This window comes from Microcella alkaliphila (genome assembly GCF_004216855.1).
In the GTDB taxonomy this organism is placed as follows: domain Bacteria; phylum Actinomycetota; class Actinomycetes; order Actinomycetales; family Microbacteriaceae; genus Microcella; species Microcella alkaliphila.
The window spans coordinates 178,485-194,042 of record NZ_SGXT01000011.1 but is presented as its reverse complement, the minus strand read 5'-3'; the positions used below and the strand labels follow the sequence as shown (position 1 = coordinate 194,042).

The window sequence follows — 15,558 nt, the reverse complement described above, 5'->3', positions numbered from 1 at the left end:
GGCCGACACGCCGCTGAGCCACCGAACGGCGCGGGCCGGCGTGACAGCTCAGTCGAGGCGCGCATAGCGGGCGCGGGCGAAGCCGTACACCCCGTAGGCGATCAGTCCCGCGCCGACAGCGCCGAGCAGCCAGCCACCGAAGGGCAGCTCAAGGAGCGAACGGAGCGCCCCGTCGAGCCCGGTCGATCGCGCGGAGTCTGAGGCGATCGCGGCGCTGCCGAGGAGCACCCCGACGGCGCCGAGGGCGACACCCTTTGCGAGGTAGCCGCCGATGCCGAGCGCGATGACCGCTTTCCCTGCGCCTCCGCCCGGGGTGTCGACGTCGTCGCGGAACCCCTGCGTTGCGCCCTTTACCCCGAAGTAGACGCCGATTCCCAGCACGATCAGCCCGGCCAGGATAACCAGCACGACGCCGGCGGGAGCCTCGAGGAGCGCCGCGGTTACGCTTTGCGCATCCCCGGAGGAGTCGCCGCGTCCGCCGAGGGCGACTCGCGCGGCGGTGGCGGACAGTGCCAGGTAGGCGAGGCCTTTGGCGAACGCCACGGCGACGTGCTGTGTCGCGCCGTCCTCAGGGCGGTCGATGATGCCGTCGACGATCAGCCACAGGCCGAGGGCGGCGAGCCCCGCGGTCACCACCCACAGCAGCACTCCACCGAAGGGTGTCGCGGCGAGGCTCTCGAGAGCTCCGCCCTGGTCAGCGTCGGCGTCGCTGCCGCCCGGAAGGGCGAGCTGAATCGCGATCGCGCCGATGAGGATGTGCAGCAGTCCGTTCACGGCGAAGCCGGTGCGGGCGAGGCCGCGCCACACGCGACTGTTGCGCAGGCGGTGCGTGGCGTGGCGGGCAGAAGAGCGCGATGGTGTCTGCGGCATCCGCCGAGGGTAGCGCCGCCGAGACGCGTCCGCGGCGAACACTCGGGGTGCGTTCAGCGAAAGTCGCGACTCGGCATGGTGGCTTTCAGTGACAACGCGTCGACCCGGTCGGCGACGACGTTCACGACCCCCTCGGGCGAGCGCTCGAGGATGCCGCGCACGATGAGCGCCCGGCTCTCGCGGACGGTGCGCCGGTAGCGCCCCCACAGCCCGACCGAGCAGATGATGTTGGCGAGCCCCGTCTCGTCTTCGAGGTTCAGGAAGGTTATGCCGCTCGCCGTCGCGGGCCGCTGCCGGTGCGTGACGACGCCCGCGACCTCGATGCGGCGCCCCGGCTCGGCGCTGCGCAGCTCGCGGGCGCTCAGCACCCCGCGGGCACGCAACCGCTCGCGGGCGTAGCGCACGGGGTGGTCGCCCGGGGCGACGCCGGTCGTGACGAGGTCGGCGACCATGCGCTCGACCGGTTCGAGGTCGTCGAACAGCGGCGGTTGGATCGCCACGACACTGCCCGGCAGGTATTCGGGGCGCGCCTGCGCCGCAGCACCGGCGGCCCACAGCGCCTCGCGCCGCGTCATGCCCCACACCTCAAAGGCTCCGGCGGTGGCGAGCGACTCGAGCTGCGCCGCCGTGAGCCCGGTGCGGTACACGAGGTCGGTGAGGTCGCGGTAGGGGCCGTAGCGCTCACGCTCGGCGATGACCTTCTCGGCGGTCTCTTTCCCGAGCCCTGACACCGCGCCGAGGCCCATCCGCACGGCGAGCTCGCCGTCGCGGCGGTGCGGCACCAGATCCTCCAGTTCGCCGTCGCGCGAGTCTGGTCGAAACTCGGGAACGGGCGGATGCACGCGGTGCGTGCACGAGGCGAGCCCCGTTGGTGCCGCGCGGCGAGCATCCGCAGTGAGCGGCGAGAACGGGTCGTCGACCGTGAGGTCGACCCGTTCGAGGCCCGCCTCGACGCCGGAGCGCACAATGCAGGGGCCGCGCACCTCGACGCCGTGCCGTTCGGCGTCGGCCGTCAGCGAGGCAGGGGAGTAGAAGCCCATCGGCTGGGCGCGTAGGAGGGAGGCGAGGAAGACGCCCGGGTAGTGCAGTTTGATCCACGAGCTGGCGTAGACGAGCAGGGCGAAGCTGAGGGAGTGGCTTTCGGCGAAGCCGAAGTTCGCGAACGCCTGGATGCGGGCGTAGATCTCGTCGGCGAGGCGCCCGGTGATGCCGTTGGAGGCCATGCCGGCGTACAGGGTTTCGCGCAGCGATTCGATGCGTTCGAGGCCGCGCTTCGAGCCCATGGCGCGGCGCAGCAGGTCGGCGTCGTCGCCCGTGCAGCCGCCGACCGCCATGGCGATCTGCATGAGCTGCTCTTGGAAGATGGGCACGCCGAGGGTGCGCTCGAGCGGTTCGACGAGCTTCGGGTGGTCATAGGTAACGGGCTCTTCGCCGAGCTTGCGCTTGACGAAGGGGTGCACGGCGCCACCCTGAATGGGCCCGGGGCGAATCAGCGCGATCTGCACGACGAGGTCGTAGAACTTCCGGGGTTGCAGGCGCGGCAAGAGCCCCATCTGGGCGCGACTCTCGACCTGGAAAACACCGATCGAGTCGGCGCGACACAGCATGTCGTAGGTGGTCTGCTCTTCTTTCGGGATGGTCGCGAGTTCCCACCGTTCGCCAAGGTGGTCGCCGATGAGGTCGAAGGCGTACTGCAGGGCGGCGAGCATACCGAGGCCGAGCAGGTCGAACTTCACAAGGCCCATCCAGGCGCAGTCGTCTTTGTCCCACTGCAGCACGGTGCGCTTCGTCATACGCGCGTGCTCGATGGGCACGATCTCGCCGACGGGCCGGTCGGTGAGCACCATGCCGCCCGAGTGGATGCCGAGGTGCCGCGGGTACGTGAGCACCTGCTGGGCGAGGTCGACGACCGCGTCGGGGATGTCGTGGTCGTCGCTCGAGAGCACGGCACCCCAGCGTTCGACCTGACGGCTCCACGCGTCTTGCTGACCGGTCGAGTAGCCGAGCGCCTTCGCCATGTCGCGCACGGCGTTCTTCGGCCGGTACGAGATGACGTTGGCGACCTGGGCGGCGTTGCGCCGGCCGTACGTCTCGTACACGTACTGGATGACCTCTTCGCGCCGGTCGGAGTCGAAATCGACGTCGATATCGGGCTCTTCGTCGCGCAGCGCCGACAGGAAGCGCTCGAAGGGCAGCGTGTAATAGATCGAGTCGACAGCGGTGATGTCGAGCAGGTAACAGACCGCCGAGTTCGCCGCCGAGCCGCGACCCTGGCAGAGGATGCCGCGGCGGCGGGCGAACTGCACGATGTCGTGCACGATGAGAAAGTAGCCGGGGAAGTCTTTCTGCTCGATCACGTCGAGCTCGCGCGCGATGCGCGCTCGGTCGGCGTCGGAGGCGTCGGGGTACTTCTGCGGCACCGCCTGCCACACGAGTTCGCGCAGCCAACTCATGGGGGTGTGCCCCTCGGGCACGGGCAGCTTCGGCAGCTTCGGCTTCGCCTGGCGCAGTGAGAACCCGAGCTCGCGGGCGAGCTCGACGCTGCGGTCAACGGCACCGGGGTACCGGGCGAACAGCCGCTGCATTTCGGCGCCGCTGCGCAGGTGTGCGGTGCCGGCGGCGGGCAGCCACCCGTCCATGTCGTCAAGGCTGCGCCGCGCGCGCAGGCCCGCGAAGGCGCTCGCGAGCGGGTAGCGGCCGGGGTGGGCGTAGTGCACGGCACCGGTGGCGACGATGGGCAGACCCCGCTCGGCGGCGAGGGCGGCCAGCGCATCGTTGTAGACGGTGTCGAGCGGACGCCCGTGGTCGAACAGCTCGACGACGACACTCTCGCGCCCAAATCGCTCGGTCAGCGCGTCGAGTTCGCGCCCGGCCGCCTCCATGGATGCGCGGGTCGGCACCGTCTGCCCGTTCGGGTCGCCGGCGGTGAGCGCCGTGCGCACGGTGCCTTTGCGGCAGCCGGTCAGGATCACCCAGTGGCCGGGTGCCGTGGCGTCGCCGCCGCGCCCGGCGTGCTGGGCGAGCACGTCGAGGTCGTAGACGGGGCGCCCCTTGGCGCCGCCGGCAAGCTGCCCGTCGGTGAGGGCGGCGGCGAGCCGGTGATAGCCCTCCTGGCCGCGAGCGAGCACGAGCAGGTGGGTACCCTCCGGGTCGGGTTCGCCCAGCTGCGGCTTGGTGAGACCGAGTGAGAGTTCGGCGCCGAACACCGTCGTGAGGCCATAGGGTTCTGCCGCCTCGGCCATGCGCACGGCGCCGTAGAACCCGTCGTGGTCGGTCAGGGCAAGCCCGGTGAGACCGAGCCGCGCGGCCTCTTCGAGCAGCTCCTCGGGGCTGGACGCGCCGTCGAGGAACGAGAAGCTCGAGTGCGCGTGCAGTTCGGCGTACGGCACGACCGTCTCGGGGTCGGGCTGTTCCACCCGACCCGGCCGGTAGGGGGCCCGCTTGTTCGACCACGCGGGCGAGTCGCTGCCATCGCCCACCTCGGGCAGCGAAGGGTCTGGGCGGTTGCCCGAACGGAGGGTTCGCTCGAGTTCACTCCAGGGGATGGGCGGGTTGTGCCACCCCATCAGTGCTCGCCACCCATCAGTGCTCGCCACCCATCAGTGCTCGCCCACCATCAGTCGTACCGCGCTTCCGCCCACCAGCTGCCGCCGTCGAGCACGAGCAGCCAGGCGATGCCGGCCTCGTCGACGACCTGCAGCCGGTGCAGTCGGCGGCGCTGCGTCGCATCCCACCAGCGTTCGTCGAGCGGCCAGGGCCCCGCCCACGATCGGATGGGTCGGGTCGCCCCTCCGGCGGCGGGCGCGAACGCGGCGGGCGCGCCGGTGACCCGCAGTCGGTCGTCGACGAGCACGATGTCGCCGCGACCGTCGATGACGGTGACGGCGTGCCGGCTGGGGAACACGGTCGCGGGCGCCGGCTGCGGCAGGGCGCCCGGCCAGGGCCGGTCGAGCGGGCGCTGGTGCACGGCGCGGTCGCCCCACGGCACGAGGATGCGCCGCTCGGCGAGGGTGCGCCCGCCGGCCCGCTGCGCGGTGACGACGGATTCGTGCCCGAGCATGCTCTGCACGCGCGACAGGGCGTGGTGTACCCGGTCGTCGGGTTCGCCTCCCCAGAGCCCCGGCTCGTGGTTGGCGGTGGCGTCGACGCTGTCGGGCGCGATGCTCACCCGGTCGACGGGCGAGGCGAGGCCGGGCCCGAGCGCCGCGTCGGGCGTGGAGCCGAGCCGGCGCGTGGAACCGCTCAGCTGCCAGCGCACCCGGTCGACGATCTCGCTCGCCCGGAACGCGCGCGGGTGCAGCCACACCCGGTCGGATTCGCGCCCCGACTCGTCGCGCACGCTCACCCTGACGGCGGTGGCGACGAGCCGCCGGGCGGCGAGGGTTTCGATGACGTCGTCGGCGAGTTGCCGCACGGCGAAGGCGATCTGGTCGACCCGGTCGAGCGGCGGCTCGAGCTCGATGACGCGTTCGAGGTCGTCGGGCGGTGTTCTCGGGATGATCGGGGTCGCGTCGATAGCACCGGCGAGCGCGTGCGCGTGCGCACCGCTCGGCCCGAAGCGTTCGCGCACGGAGGCTGCTGCTAGGGCGGTGAAGGCTCCGAGGGTGCGCACGCCGAGCCGCGTGAGCAGGGTGGCGAGCTCAGGGTCGGCGAGCGCCGACACCGGCAGCGGCGCGAGGTAGGCGGCAGCGGCGCCCTCGGCGACGATGCGCACGGGGGCGTGGGCTCGCGTGTCGCGAGCGGCGCGGTCGGCGGCGAAGGGTCCGTCGGAGACCCCGACGCGTGCATCCGGCACCCCCTCGTCGAGAACCGCACTGATGAGCGCGAGCGCCGCCGCCTTTTCGCCGCCGTAGTAGCGGGCGGGGCCGCGCGCGGCGAGCGCGACAAGGCCGGGGCGCACGATCTGCACGCCAGCGGCGCGGGCTTCAACGGCGTCGATGAGGGGGGCGAAGTGCCGGTGCTCGCGGTCGTCGTCGTGGGCGACGACGACGAGGTGCGGGCAGGCCCCTTGCGCGTCGCGGCGCTTCTGCCCCCGGTGCACGCCGTGGGCGCGGGCGGCGGCCGAGCAGGCGACCACGCGGTTCGCGGCCATGATCGCGATGGGATGCGCGTCACCGGCAGGCGCCGCCTCGTCGCGCACCGCGGCGATCACCGGCCAGTCGGGCACCCAGACGACCATGGTGCGCTGCATCAGCCGGCCCTCCGCGGGAGGGGCGTCACCGATGCTGTGCGGCCACGGCCGGCGCCGAGCGGCGGGTCGAGACGCCGAATGCCCACCTTGGGGTCGGGCAAGACGAGCCGGCCGCTGCGCGGTGTGGGGGAGCGGCGCGAGCTGACGGTGACGGTGACCTCGCGCTGGGTGAGGTAGCCCCAGCCCTGCCCAAGCCCCGACCAGCGGCTCGCGGTGATGCTGATCATGGCCTCCGTCTGTGGCCAGGTGCCGAGCACGAGCAGGGTTGACCCGCGCTCGCGCAGCCGCCCGGCGAGCTTCGTCACGGCGCCGTCGCTCGCCGCGCGCCCGGGCTTCACGACGATGACGCTCATGGCGTCGGCGATCGCCGCGGTGACGGTGAGCCACTGGTCACCGGGGTGCGGCACGAGCACGAGCCGGTCGAGGTCGATGCCGAGCGCTTCGGCCGCCTCGACGCCGAACTCGGGCACGCCGACGACGCCGCACCACGAGCCGGCCTGCGACGGCCCGGCGAGCAGCGCCATCACGAGCGCGCTCGACGAGGTCACTGAGTAGGCGGCGCCCTGCTTCAGCCCGCCGTCGGGCAGAAGATCGGCGAGGGCCTCGTGGGTCGGCGTGAGCTTCGTGTCGAGCGTCGTGCGCTGCATCGCGTTGATGCGCGCCTGCAACGCCTCAACAGCCGACGGGGTCGGCTGGGGGGAGGCGAGGGCGAGTGTGGGCACCTCTCCATGGTCGAACATACGTTCGAATATGGCAACCTGCACCGACATTCCGTCGGCGTGTCGGTGGAATGCCGGGCAAGGCGGCGCAGAGACCACCCAGCCGCCGCTCGGGTGCACGCGTCACGATGGACCCTCGACCGAACCGAACTGAAGGATATGCGCCATGCAGAGCCGCCTCGCCGCCAAACTTTTCGGTGACCGAGAAGATCCGAGCAGTCGCTTGCAGGAGATTTTCGACGACCACGTGACCACGGTTGGCGTGCCACCTGCGGCGCGGGAGTGGGCGGCACGGATCCTCCGGGATCGCCGCATCGACCCGCGGATCGAGAAAGAGCAGGCGGTCGCCGCGCTGCGCAAAGCCAACCGGAAGCTCACCAAGCCCGCCGCCGAGTTCCTCGTAACGGACGCCCAGCAACGCTGACCTGTCCGCGGCACGCGTCAGCCTAGGTGGCGAGCAGCGCTGCGCGAGATTCACGCCCCATCGCTCTGTAGGCGTGGGCCCACTCATCAGCGCGACCCAGCCGCATACCATGCCACAGCCCGAAAGCGCCGGGCTCGGCTGTCGTCGACACGTCCACCCGCACCCCGTCAGATCCGCGCTCGGCATCAACGACGAGATCCCAGTCGTTGACCCGCTCAATGAGGCCCCGCGCGGCCAGCAGCGCTGAGCCTCCCACGACGCACGGCACCCCGCCGGAGATCAACGCAGCCTGCAGGGTGCGCACCGGCTCGAGTGGGGGAGTCGTGACTGCCACGCCCGGTCAGAGCCCCAACTCGGCGACCCGCTCGCGCAGGAACGCCGCACCCGCCTCATCGTGGATCAGCTCGCCCATCGTGACGACGGGATAGTCGCGGTCGAGCATGCCGTCACTCGGCCGCACGTCGACGTGCACCGCCTCGAAGCCGTCGGCGTGCACGTGGTCGGCCATCAGGTAGTCCGAGCGCGAGTCGCCCGCCGAGTACCAGCGGGGGGCTGTGACGCCCCGCGCGGCGAACCACTCCAGCGCCCTGGCAGCGCCGCGATCCTTGTCGAGCAGCACCGACTCAACGTCGGTCGAGATGATCGTCGGGTCGATGCGCCAGGGAACCTCGCCCCGCGCATCCGCCTGCATCCGCTCGCCGTAGCGCAGCCCCAGCCCGCGCTCGACGAGCAGTTGCCAGACCCGCTCCTGGAACTCGTCCCGCGCCGGCCAGTAGTCCTCGTGAGGGATGTCGCTGCGCGCCTCCAGTGAGATCATCACGTGCTTGCCCTCGTCGACCTCCATCGCGTGCGCATACTCGGCCCGTGCGAGGGTGTGCACCGCCTCCGTGACGTCCGCGGGAATCGCAAGCGCATCATCCAGTTCGACCGCGCCCAACCCGGCGGGTGTAACTGGCGCCCAGGCGCCGCCCTTCTCCATGACCGCGAAGACGGGCGCTCCGTCGGGCAGCCCCGCCTCGACCAGCCGCGCCGCGACCTCATCACGCACAAACACCGCGCTGCGCCCCGTGATGAAGGCAATCGGCACGCCCGCTGTCGCCAGTGCCACCAGGTCGGGCAGGATGCTCGGCTCGACAATCCGCCGAGCGACCGGGCTCGCGATCGGCCCGTCAACGTCGAGAAGAAGTCCGAACGGTGCTGAGAATGCGCTCACGCCTCCATCCTCGCTGAACCGCGCCGGGCACAATGACCCCATGACCCGCTACTGGACCCCGCGCGCCGTCGTCTTCGGCATCATCGCTGTCGCCGGCCTCGTCGGCACCTGGACGTACAACGCCATCGCCATCATCGAACGCACCGACTTCCTCGGCGACTGGTTCAATAACGGCCCCGCCGTCGGCTCGCTCACCACCGATCTGCTCGTCATGGCGGTCGCGGGAGGCGCGTTCATCGTCATCGAGGGACGCCGGCTCGGCATGCGCCACCTCTGGGCGTACATCGTCTTCTCGGGACTGACGGCGATCGCCTTCACCTTCCCGCTGTTCCTCATGAACCGCGAGCGCCACCTCGAGCGGCAGCGGCAGCACGCGGCCGCGCACGGTCACGAAGCCGAGCCGGGCGCGTCGGGGCAGGGGAGTACCGTTCCCGCATGAGCATTGAGGTTCTCTCCGCCGTCGGCCGCTTCGCGGATGTTGCCGAGGTCGTCGGCACGAAGAACCCCGGCGCGGGCGCCTGCTGGTGCATGAGCTACCGCGACTCCCGGCCGGCGAATGCCGAGCGCCCCGCCTACATGGCGCGCGAGTGCGAGACCGAACCCGGCCCCGGTGTCCTCGCGTACGTCGACGGCCAGGTGGCCGGCTGGTGCTCGGTTGCCCCGCGCTCGACGTACCGGCGACTGATGAACTCGCGCACGATTCCGCTTCTCGACGACGGCAGGGAATGGTCGATCGTGTGCTTCGTGGTGCGCGCCGGTCACCGTAAGCGCGGCCTCATGCACGAGCTGCTCGATGGAGCTGTCGCCCACGCCAAAGCTCACGGCGCAACGGTCGTCGAGGGTTACCCGGCCGAGACGCAGGGCGAGCGCATCGACACGATCTCGGGGTACGTCGGCACGACCGCGCTCTTCGAGGCGCACGGCTTCGAGCGCGTGCTCGAGACCTCGGCGCACGCCGGCCATCGCACCCGCTGGCTGATGCGTCGCGAGCTGTGACGGCCGAACGGCGAAGAAATGCGAAACGGCCCCCGAGATTCATCGTCTCGGGGGCCGCTTACACCCAGCGTGCGCGAGGGGGGACTTGAACCCCCACGCCCTAATACGGGCACTAGCACCTCAAGCTAGCGCGTCTGCCAATTCCGCCACCCGCGCTGGTTTGTCAGGCCCCGAGGGGCCGAACGAGGTACGACATTAGCACGGAATGCGGGCCCGGATGCGCGGCGGGTAGCGTGGAACTCATGGCCGCCGACGAGACACTCAGCGACACCGCCCGGATCGCTCGCGACCTCATTCGTTTCGACACGACGAACTGGGGTGAGGGCCGCAGTCGCGGCGAGACGGAGGCGGCTGAATACGTCGGCGCGATCCTCGAATCGCTCGGCCTCGACATCGAATACGTCGACGCCGCCGATCGTCGCACAAGCGTCATCGCGAAGGTCCCCGGCTCGTACGCCAACCCGGTCGACACAAGTCGCTCTGAGCGCCCGGGGCTCGTCGTGCACGGCCACCTCGACGTTGTGCCCGCCGACCCGGCGAACTGGAGCGTCGATCCGTTCGGTGGCGAGATTCGCGACGGGCTCCTGTGGGGCCGGGGCGCGGTTGACATGAAGAACATGGATGCGATGATCCTGACCGCGCTCACCGAGACTCTCGGAAGCGGTCGCCAGCCGAATCGCGACCTGACGATCGCGTTCTTCTCCGACGAGGAGAACGGCGGCGTCTATGGCTCGCATCACCTGGTCACGCATCGCCCCGAATTGTTCGCCGGCGCGACGGAAGCCATCAGCGAGGTGGGCGGCTACTCCGTCGAGATCGGCGGCAAGCGCGCCTACCTGCTACAGACGGGGGAGAAGGCGCTCATCTGGATCCGCTTGCGCGCTCGCGGGGTCGCCGCCCACGGATCCCGCGTCATCCCGAACAATGCGGTCACGAAGCTCGCCGAGGCGGTCGTCGCGCTCGGCCGCGAAGAGTGGCCGCTGCACCTCACCGACACCACGTCTCAACTGCTCGGCGAAGTCGCACGCCTGCTCAACGCGGACCTCGAGACCACGGGCCCTGATGAGTTGCTGCTGCGTACGGGCACGGCCGCCGGTTTCCTCACGGCGACCCTCCGCACGACGAGCAACCCCACGCTGCTCGCGGCCGGCTACAAGCACAACGTGATCCCCGACGCGGCCGAGGCGCTCATCGACATCCGCACCCTGCCGGGCGACGAAGACGCCGTGCTCGACCGGGTGCGAGAACTCATCGGCGACGACATCGAGCTCGAGATCGTCGTGCAAGACGTCGGGCTCGAAAACCCCTTCTCGGGCCCCATCGTCGACGCCATGGTCGGCACGCTCAAGGCCCACGACCCCGAGGCTGAGGTGCTGCCGTACCTGTTGAGCGGCGGCACCGACAACAAGGCGCTCAGCGAGCTCGGCATCACCGGATACGGCTTCGCCCCGCTGCGCCTCACGCCCGAGCTCGACTTTCCCGCTATGTTCCACGGGGTCGACGAGCGCGTTCCGCTGGCGGCCCTCGACTTCGGCCACCGCGCGCTGACCGACTTCCTCCTCACCTACTAGAAGGCGATCCCGATCCCGTGAGCACGAGTACGTACGTCGACGCGATCATCCTGGGCGTCGTTCAGGGCATCACCGAATTCCTGCCGATCTCCTCCAGCGCGCACCTGCGCATCGTCGGCGAATTCCTGCCCGCCGCGACCGACCCGGGCGCGACCTTCACCGCGATCACGCAGATCGGTACGGAGCTTGCCGTCGTGCTGTTCTTCTGGCGCGACATCACGCGCATCCTCAGCCGCTGGTTCGCGCACGTGTTCCGTCGCGGGGTTCCCGCGAGCGACCCCGACGTGCGCATGGGCTGGCTGATCATCATCGGCTCCGTGCCGATCGCCGTGGCCGGCTACTTCGGGCAGGAGTACATTCGCGACACCTTCCGCTCGCTGTGGCTCGTCGCGATCTTTCTGATCGGCTTCGGCCTGCTGCTCGGCCTGGCAGACTATCTCGGCCGACGCACCCGCGAACTGAACGACCTCACGTACCCGCACGGCCTCTACTACGGCCTCGCGCAGATGCTGGCGCTCGTGCCGGGCGTCTCGCGTTCGGGCGCCACGACGACCATGGGTCTCACGCTCGGCTACACCCGGCCCGCCGCCGCCCGCTACGCCTTCCTCCTCGCGATCCCGGCCGTCTTCGGCTCAGGGTTCTACGAGCTGCGCACGGCACTGATCGACCCGACAACGACCGGCCCCTTCGGCTGGGGAGAGACGCTCGTCGCCACCGGCATCGCCTTCGTCATCGCCCTCGTCGTCATCGCGGGGCTCATGGCCTACATCTCGAAGCGCTCGTTCCTGCCATTCGTGATCTATCGCGTGCTGCTCGGCTCGACGATCCTGATCCTGCTCTCGACGGGCGTGCTCGAAGGCTGATCCGACGCGCTACTCGTCGCGGCGCACGTCTCCGCCGGGCTCGTCGTCGTCGTGCTTGCGCAGGTAGCGCTCGAATTCTTGCGCGATGGCCTCGCCACTCGCCTCGGGAGCCTCGACGGCATCCCGCGCTTTTTCGAGCTGCGCGATGTAGCCGCGCATCTCGTCGTCCTCCTCGGCGAGCGCGTCGATGCCCTCCTCCCAGGTGCGGGCTTCATCGAGCAGTTCGCCGCGCGGAATCGTCACGTCGACCAGCTCCTCCAGCCGGTCCAGCAGTGCGAGGGTGGCCTTCGGCGAGGGGGCGTTGTGCACGTAGTGAGGCACGGATGCCCACAGCGAGACCGTCGGAATGCCCACCTCCTCGGCGGCCTCCACGATGACGCTGAGGATGCCCACGGGGCCCTCGTAGCTCGACCGCTCGAGCCCGAGCTCGTCGCGCACCTCGGCGTTCTCGCTCGTGGCGGTCACGGCGATCGGACGCGTGTGCGGGACGTCGGCGAGCAGCGCCCCCAGCAGAATGATGCCGGTCACGTCGGCGGTGAGTGCCTGGTCAACGGTCTCTGTCGCGAACGTGCGCCACCCGCGCGAGGGTTCCGTGCCGAGCAGCAGGTAGATGTTGTCGTGATTCATCCCGCTCACCGCGAGCGGGTCATCGGACGGTGCGGCGGATGCGCGAGGCAGACCGTCAACGACCGCCGGTCCGAACAAGGTCACCCCGGGCCACCGCAGCCGGCGCCGGCCGTCGTCGTCCGTCTCGATCATCGGCCGATTCAGCTGGAAGTCGTAGTAGTCCTCCGGGTCGATGTCGGCGATGGGGACAACGTCGAGCACATCCTTCAGCGCGCGCACCGCGCCGCTCGCGGCCTCCCCGGCGTCGTTCCAGCCTTCGAAGGCCACGACAAGGAGACGTCCTCCGCGAAAAAGATCCGTGTGCGCCACGCGCCCTCATTTCCCTTGGGCTCCGGATGCTCACCGGAGCGTCCCCCAGGATAGAACGCAACTAGACTCGTGCGTCGTGACCAGCGCCAGCCAGCCCTTCGACCGTCCCGCCGCCGTGCTGTGGGATATGGACGGCACCATTGTCGACACCGAGCCGTATTGGATGGCCGCGGAGGTCGCCCTCGTCGAGTCCTTCGGCGGCTCCTGGTCGACCGAGGACGCCATGCAGCTCGTCGGCTCTGGCCTCGAAAACTCGGCGGTGATCCTGCAGCGCGCGGGTGTTGACCTCGAGGTGCAGCAGATCATTGACCGATTGACCGACGAGGTACTGACGCAGATCGATGTCGCGGTTCCCTGGCGACCGGGGGCCCGCGAACTGATTGAGCGCCTGCGCGACACGCGCATCCCGATTGCGCTCGTGACGATGTCGATGCGACGCATGGCGCTTCGCGTCGCCGACGCCATCGGGCCCGGTACCTTCGACGAGGTGATCGGCGGCGACGACGTGGAGCACGAGAAGCCCCACCCCGAGCCGTATCTGACCGCAGCCGAGCGGCTCGGCGTCGAGATCAGCCACTGTGTCGCGATTGAAGACTCGCAGTTCGGGCTCGCCTCGGCAATCAGTTCCGGCGCCGCCGCGATCGGCGCCCCGCTGCACCTGGCGCTTCAGGAGGGGCCGACGCACGTCCTGTGGCCAAGCCTAGAGGGGCGCACCATCGCCGATCTCACCGCCGTGTTGAACGCCCACCACGGATTCCGCCCGGCCGCGGAGGCGCGCCGATGAGCGTCGCACGGCGTCGCGGGCCGTTCCGGGTTGGCGATCAGGTGCAGCTCACCGACCCGAAGGGGCGCCTCAATACGGTCACCCTGCAACCGGGAGGCTCGTTCCACTCGCATCGCGGTGCCCTCGCCCACGAGGACCTGATCGGGCTACCCGACGGAAGCGTGGTCGAAAACTCTGCCGGTGTCGCCTACCTGGCGCTCCGCCCTCTGCTGACCGACTTCGTCATGTCGATGCCGCGCGGCGCAGCGATCATCTACCCGAAGGATGCGGCCCAGATTCTCGGCGCCGCCGACATCTTCCCGGGCGCGCGCGTGATCGAAGCGGGCGTCGGCTCGGGGGCTCTCTCGACGTGGCTGCTGCGCGCGATCGGCCCCGAGGGGCACCTGTTTTCGTTCGAGCGCCGCGAGGAGTTCGCCGACATCGCCCGCGGCAACGTCGAGACCTTCATGGGCGGCCCGGTCGACAACTGGAGCATCACCCTCGGCGATCTCCAAGAGCAGTTGCCCACCGTGGTGGACGCGGGGAGTGCCGACCGCGCCGTGCTCGACATGCTCGCGCCCTGGGAGTGTCTGGACTCCGTCGCCGACGCGCTCGTGCCCGGGGGAGTCGTGCTGTGCTACGTCGCGACCGTCACGCAGCTGTCGCGCGTCGCCGAAGCCATGCGTGATCTCGGTCGGTTCACCGAGCCGCTCGCCAACGAGACGATGGTGCGCGGCTGGCACCTTGATGGCCTTGCCGTCCGCCCCGACCACCGCATGGTTGCCCACACCGGCTTCCTCATCACGGCGCGCCGCCTCGCCGACGGATCACCCACGTTCTCCAAGGCCCGTCGCGGCTCCAAGACCGAGGCGAGCGACGAGGACGTCGAGCTCTGGACGCCGGGCGCGGTCGGCGAACGTCAGGCGAGCGCGAAGCGGCTGCGAAAGGCCGCGCGGCAGGCGCAGTCGACCGCGAAGCGGTCAGCCGACGGCGCACTAGAGTGAAGAACGCCCACCCCGACGAAAGAGGTCTCGTGCGCACTGTTCCCGCGCTCATCGTCTCGACGGCCCTGCTCGCCACGCTGACAGCGTGCGCGCCGCTGGGCGGTTCCGCCGCATGCGAGCCGGCCATCCCGAGCGGTGAATCGCCCACATTTGTGCGCGCCTCCGGGCCCGTGTCGAGCGCGCCGGACGTGAGCTTCCCGACCCCGCTGCGGACGCAGGGCGCCCAGCAGGCCGTGCTCGTGGAGGGGGAGGGTGACACGATCGCAGAAGGTCAGGTCGTCGACTTCCAGGTGAGCCTGTTTTCGGGTGTCGACGGCGAGCTCATCACCCAGAGCGCGTACGACGACGCGAGCAGCCCGTTGCGCCGGACGGCTGGCGCTGACATGGACATCCTCGCCGAGGTCGTGCAGTGCGCTCAGGTCGGCTCGCGCATCGCCGCGACCGGCACGATCGCCGACGTGTTCGGTGTCGGCACGCTCGACCCCGCCCTCGGGCTCGACGACAGTGACGCCGTCGTGCTCGTGCTCGACATCGAGGCGGCGTACCTCGGCCGCGCGACGGGCACCCCGCAGCTCGGCGCGAACGGCGTTCCCGCCGTGGTGACGGCCCCCGACGGGCGCCCCGGCGTGACGATTCCCAACCAGGACGCGCCCGACGAGCTGGTCGCCCACGTGTTGACGCGGGGTGGCGGCGCCGAGGTTGCCGCCGACGACAGCGTCGTCATGCATTACACCGGCCTCGTGTGGGAGACCGAGCGCGTGTTCGACTCGAGCTGGGAGCGCGGCGCGCCTGCGACCTTCCCCGCGACGAGCTTCCTCGACGACCCCAACGGCATCGTTCCGGGTCTCGCCGAGGCTCTCGTCGGACAGACGGTCGGCTCGCAGGTGGTCGTCGTGATCCCGCCGTCACTCGGCTACCCCTCCGGTCAGGCACCCGCGTCGATTCCGGAGGGCAGCACGATGGTGTTCGTCGTCGACGTTCTCGGCATCGAGGACCGCGGCTGAGCAG

General features: G+C 70.4%; 15 protein-coding genes and 1 tRNA gene. 8 read left to right on the top strand and 8 right to left on the bottom strand.

Annotated elements, in window-relative coordinates:
• Positions 1-48: 48 nt before the first annotated feature.
• The 4 genes from EV140_RS01585 to EV140_RS01570 are packed head-to-tail and all read right to left on the bottom strand — an operon-like array spanning position 49 to position 6,783.
• A complete protein-coding gene (locus EV140_RS01585; protein WP_130280392.1) occupies positions 49-870 on the bottom strand; it encodes a DUF1206 domain-containing protein in 822 nt (273 codons plus the stop codon).
• A gap of 53 nt (positions 871-923) precedes the next feature.
• Positions 924-4,436 carry an error-prone DNA polymerase gene (locus EV140_RS01580; protein WP_130281022.1) on the bottom strand — a complete coding sequence of 1,171 codons (3,513 nt, stop codon included), beginning with the start codon at positions 4,434-4,436 and terminating at the stop codon, positions 924-926.
• Between the two features lie 50 nt (positions 4,437-4,486).
• Positions 4,487-6,061: a DNA polymerase Y family protein gene (locus EV140_RS01575; protein ID WP_130280386.1), complete on the bottom strand. Its 1,575-nt coding sequence runs from the start codon at positions 6,059-6,061 to the stop codon at positions 4,487-4,489.
• Complete coding sequence (locus EV140_RS01570) at positions 6,061-6,783, bottom strand: hypothetical protein (protein ID WP_130280384.1); 723 nt, start codon at positions 6,781-6,783, stop codon at positions 6,061-6,063. The genes EV140_RS01575 and EV140_RS01570 overlap by 1 nt, the downstream gene beginning before the upstream one ends.
• A gap of 163 nt (positions 6,784-6,946) precedes the next feature.
• On the opposite strand from EV140_RS01570, the gene EV140_RS01565 reads away from it, so the two are divergent.
• The gene (locus EV140_RS01565) at positions 6,947-7,204 is read left to right on the top strand and encodes a hypothetical protein (RefSeq protein WP_130280382.1); all 258 of its coding nucleotides are present in this window, start codon (positions 6,947-6,949) and stop codon (positions 7,202-7,204) included.
• A 22-nt stretch (positions 7,205-7,226) separates the two neighbouring features.
• Here the strand turns inward: EV140_RS01565 and EV140_RS01560 are convergent, their stop codons facing one another.
• Positions 7,227-7,538: a hypothetical protein gene (locus EV140_RS01560; RefSeq protein WP_130280380.1), complete on the bottom strand. Its 312-nt coding sequence runs from the start codon at positions 7,536-7,538 to the stop codon at positions 7,227-7,229.
• A gap of 6 nt (positions 7,539-7,544) precedes the next feature.
• Positions 7,545-8,417: a hypothetical protein gene (locus EV140_RS01555; protein ID WP_130280378.1), complete on the bottom strand. Its 873-nt coding sequence runs from the start codon at positions 8,415-8,417 to the stop codon at positions 7,545-7,547.
• 40 nt (positions 8,418-8,457) lie between these two features.
• On the opposite strand from EV140_RS01555, the gene EV140_RS01550 reads away from it, so the two are divergent.
• A complete protein-coding gene (locus tag EV140_RS01550; RefSeq protein ID WP_130280376.1) occupies positions 8,458-8,856 on the top strand; it encodes a DUF2834 domain-containing protein in 399 nt (132 codons plus the stop codon).
• Positions 8,853-9,413 carry a GNAT family N-acetyltransferase gene (locus EV140_RS01545; protein ID WP_130280374.1) on the top strand — a complete coding sequence of 187 codons (561 nt, stop codon included), beginning with the start codon at positions 8,853-8,855 and terminating at the stop codon, positions 9,411-9,413. The genes EV140_RS01550 and EV140_RS01545 overlap by 4 nt, the downstream gene beginning before the upstream one ends.
• 70 nt (positions 9,414-9,483) lie before the next feature.
• Here the strand turns inward: EV140_RS01545 and EV140_RS01540 are convergent.
• Positions 9,484-9,569: transfer RNA gene (locus EV140_RS01540), tRNA-Leu, on the bottom strand.
• Between the two features lie 86 nt (positions 9,570-9,655).
• Here EV140_RS01540 and EV140_RS01535 point away from each other — a divergent pair.
• Positions 9,656-10,984 carry a M20/M25/M40 family metallo-hydrolase gene (locus EV140_RS01535; RefSeq protein WP_130280372.1) on the top strand — a complete coding sequence of 443 codons (1,329 nt, stop codon included), beginning with the start codon at positions 9,656-9,658 and terminating at the stop codon, positions 10,982-10,984.
• Positions 10,985-11,001: 17 nt separating this feature from the next.
• Positions 11,002-11,847, top strand: a complete 846-nt coding sequence (locus tag EV140_RS01530; RefSeq protein ID WP_130280370.1) for an undecaprenyl-diphosphate phosphatase — start codon at positions 11,002-11,004, stop codon at positions 11,845-11,847.
• Positions 11,848-11,856: 9 nt separating this feature from the next.
• Here EV140_RS01530 and EV140_RS01525 read toward each other — a convergent pair whose 3' ends face one another.
• Positions 11,857-12,783 carry a PAC2 family protein gene (locus EV140_RS01525; RefSeq protein ID WP_130280368.1) on the bottom strand — a complete coding sequence of 309 codons (927 nt, stop codon included), beginning with the start codon at positions 12,781-12,783 and terminating at the stop codon, positions 11,857-11,859.
• A 76-nt stretch (positions 12,784-12,859) separates the two neighbouring features.
• On the opposite strand from EV140_RS01525, the gene EV140_RS01520 reads away from it, so the two are divergent.
• The 3 genes from EV140_RS01520 to EV140_RS01510 are packed head-to-tail and all read left to right on the top strand — an operon-like array spanning position 12,860 to position 15,554.
• On the top strand, positions 12,860-13,567 hold the full coding sequence (locus tag EV140_RS01520) for an HAD family hydrolase (RefSeq protein WP_277871080.1): 708 nt from the start codon (positions 12,860-12,862) through the stop codon (positions 13,565-13,567).
• Positions 13,564-14,550, top strand: a complete 987-nt coding sequence (locus tag EV140_RS01515) for a tRNA (adenine-N1)-methyltransferase (protein ID WP_130280366.1) — start codon at positions 13,564-13,566, stop codon at positions 14,548-14,550. The genes EV140_RS01520 and EV140_RS01515 overlap by 4 nt, the downstream gene beginning before the upstream one ends.
• A gap of 29 nt (positions 14,551-14,579) precedes the next feature.
• A complete protein-coding gene (locus EV140_RS01510; protein WP_130280364.1) occupies positions 14,580-15,554 on the top strand; it encodes an FKBP-type peptidyl-prolyl cis-trans isomerase in 975 nt (324 codons plus the stop codon).
• The last annotated feature ends 4 nt before the right edge of the window (positions 15,555-15,558 follow it).

Excerpts from the sequence above, each read along its gene's own strand:
- EV140_RS01580 (WP_130281022.1), bottom strand. The coding sequence starts at position 4,436 with ATGGGGTGGCACAACCCGCCCATCCCCTGGAGTGAACTCGAGCGAACC.
- EV140_RS01575 (WP_130280386.1), bottom strand. The coding sequence starts at position 6,061 with ATGCAGCGCACCATGGTCGTCTGGGTGCCCGACTGGCCGGTGATCGCC.
- EV140_RS01515 (WP_130280366.1), top strand. The coding sequence starts at position 13,564 with ATGAGCGTCGCACGGCGTCGCGGGCCGTTCCGGGTTGGCGATCAGGTG.
- EV140_RS01545 (WP_130280374.1), top strand. The coding sequence starts at position 8,853 with ATGAGCATTGAGGTTCTCTCCGCCGTCGGCCGCTTCGCGGATGTTGCC.
- EV140_RS01565 (WP_130280382.1), top strand. The coding sequence starts at position 6,947 with ATGCAGAGCCGCCTCGCCGCCAAACTTTTCGGTGACCGAGAAGATCCG.
- EV140_RS01550 (WP_130280376.1), top strand. The coding sequence starts at position 8,458 with ATGACCCGCTACTGGACCCCGCGCGCCGTCGTCTTCGGCATCATCGCT.
- EV140_RS01585 (WP_130280392.1), bottom strand. The coding sequence starts at position 870 with ATGCCGCAGACACCATCGCGCTCTTCTGCCCGCCACGCCACGCACCGC.
- EV140_RS01535 (WP_130280372.1), top strand. The coding sequence starts at position 9,656 with ATGGCCGCCGACGAGACACTCAGCGACACCGCCCGGATCGCTCGCGAC.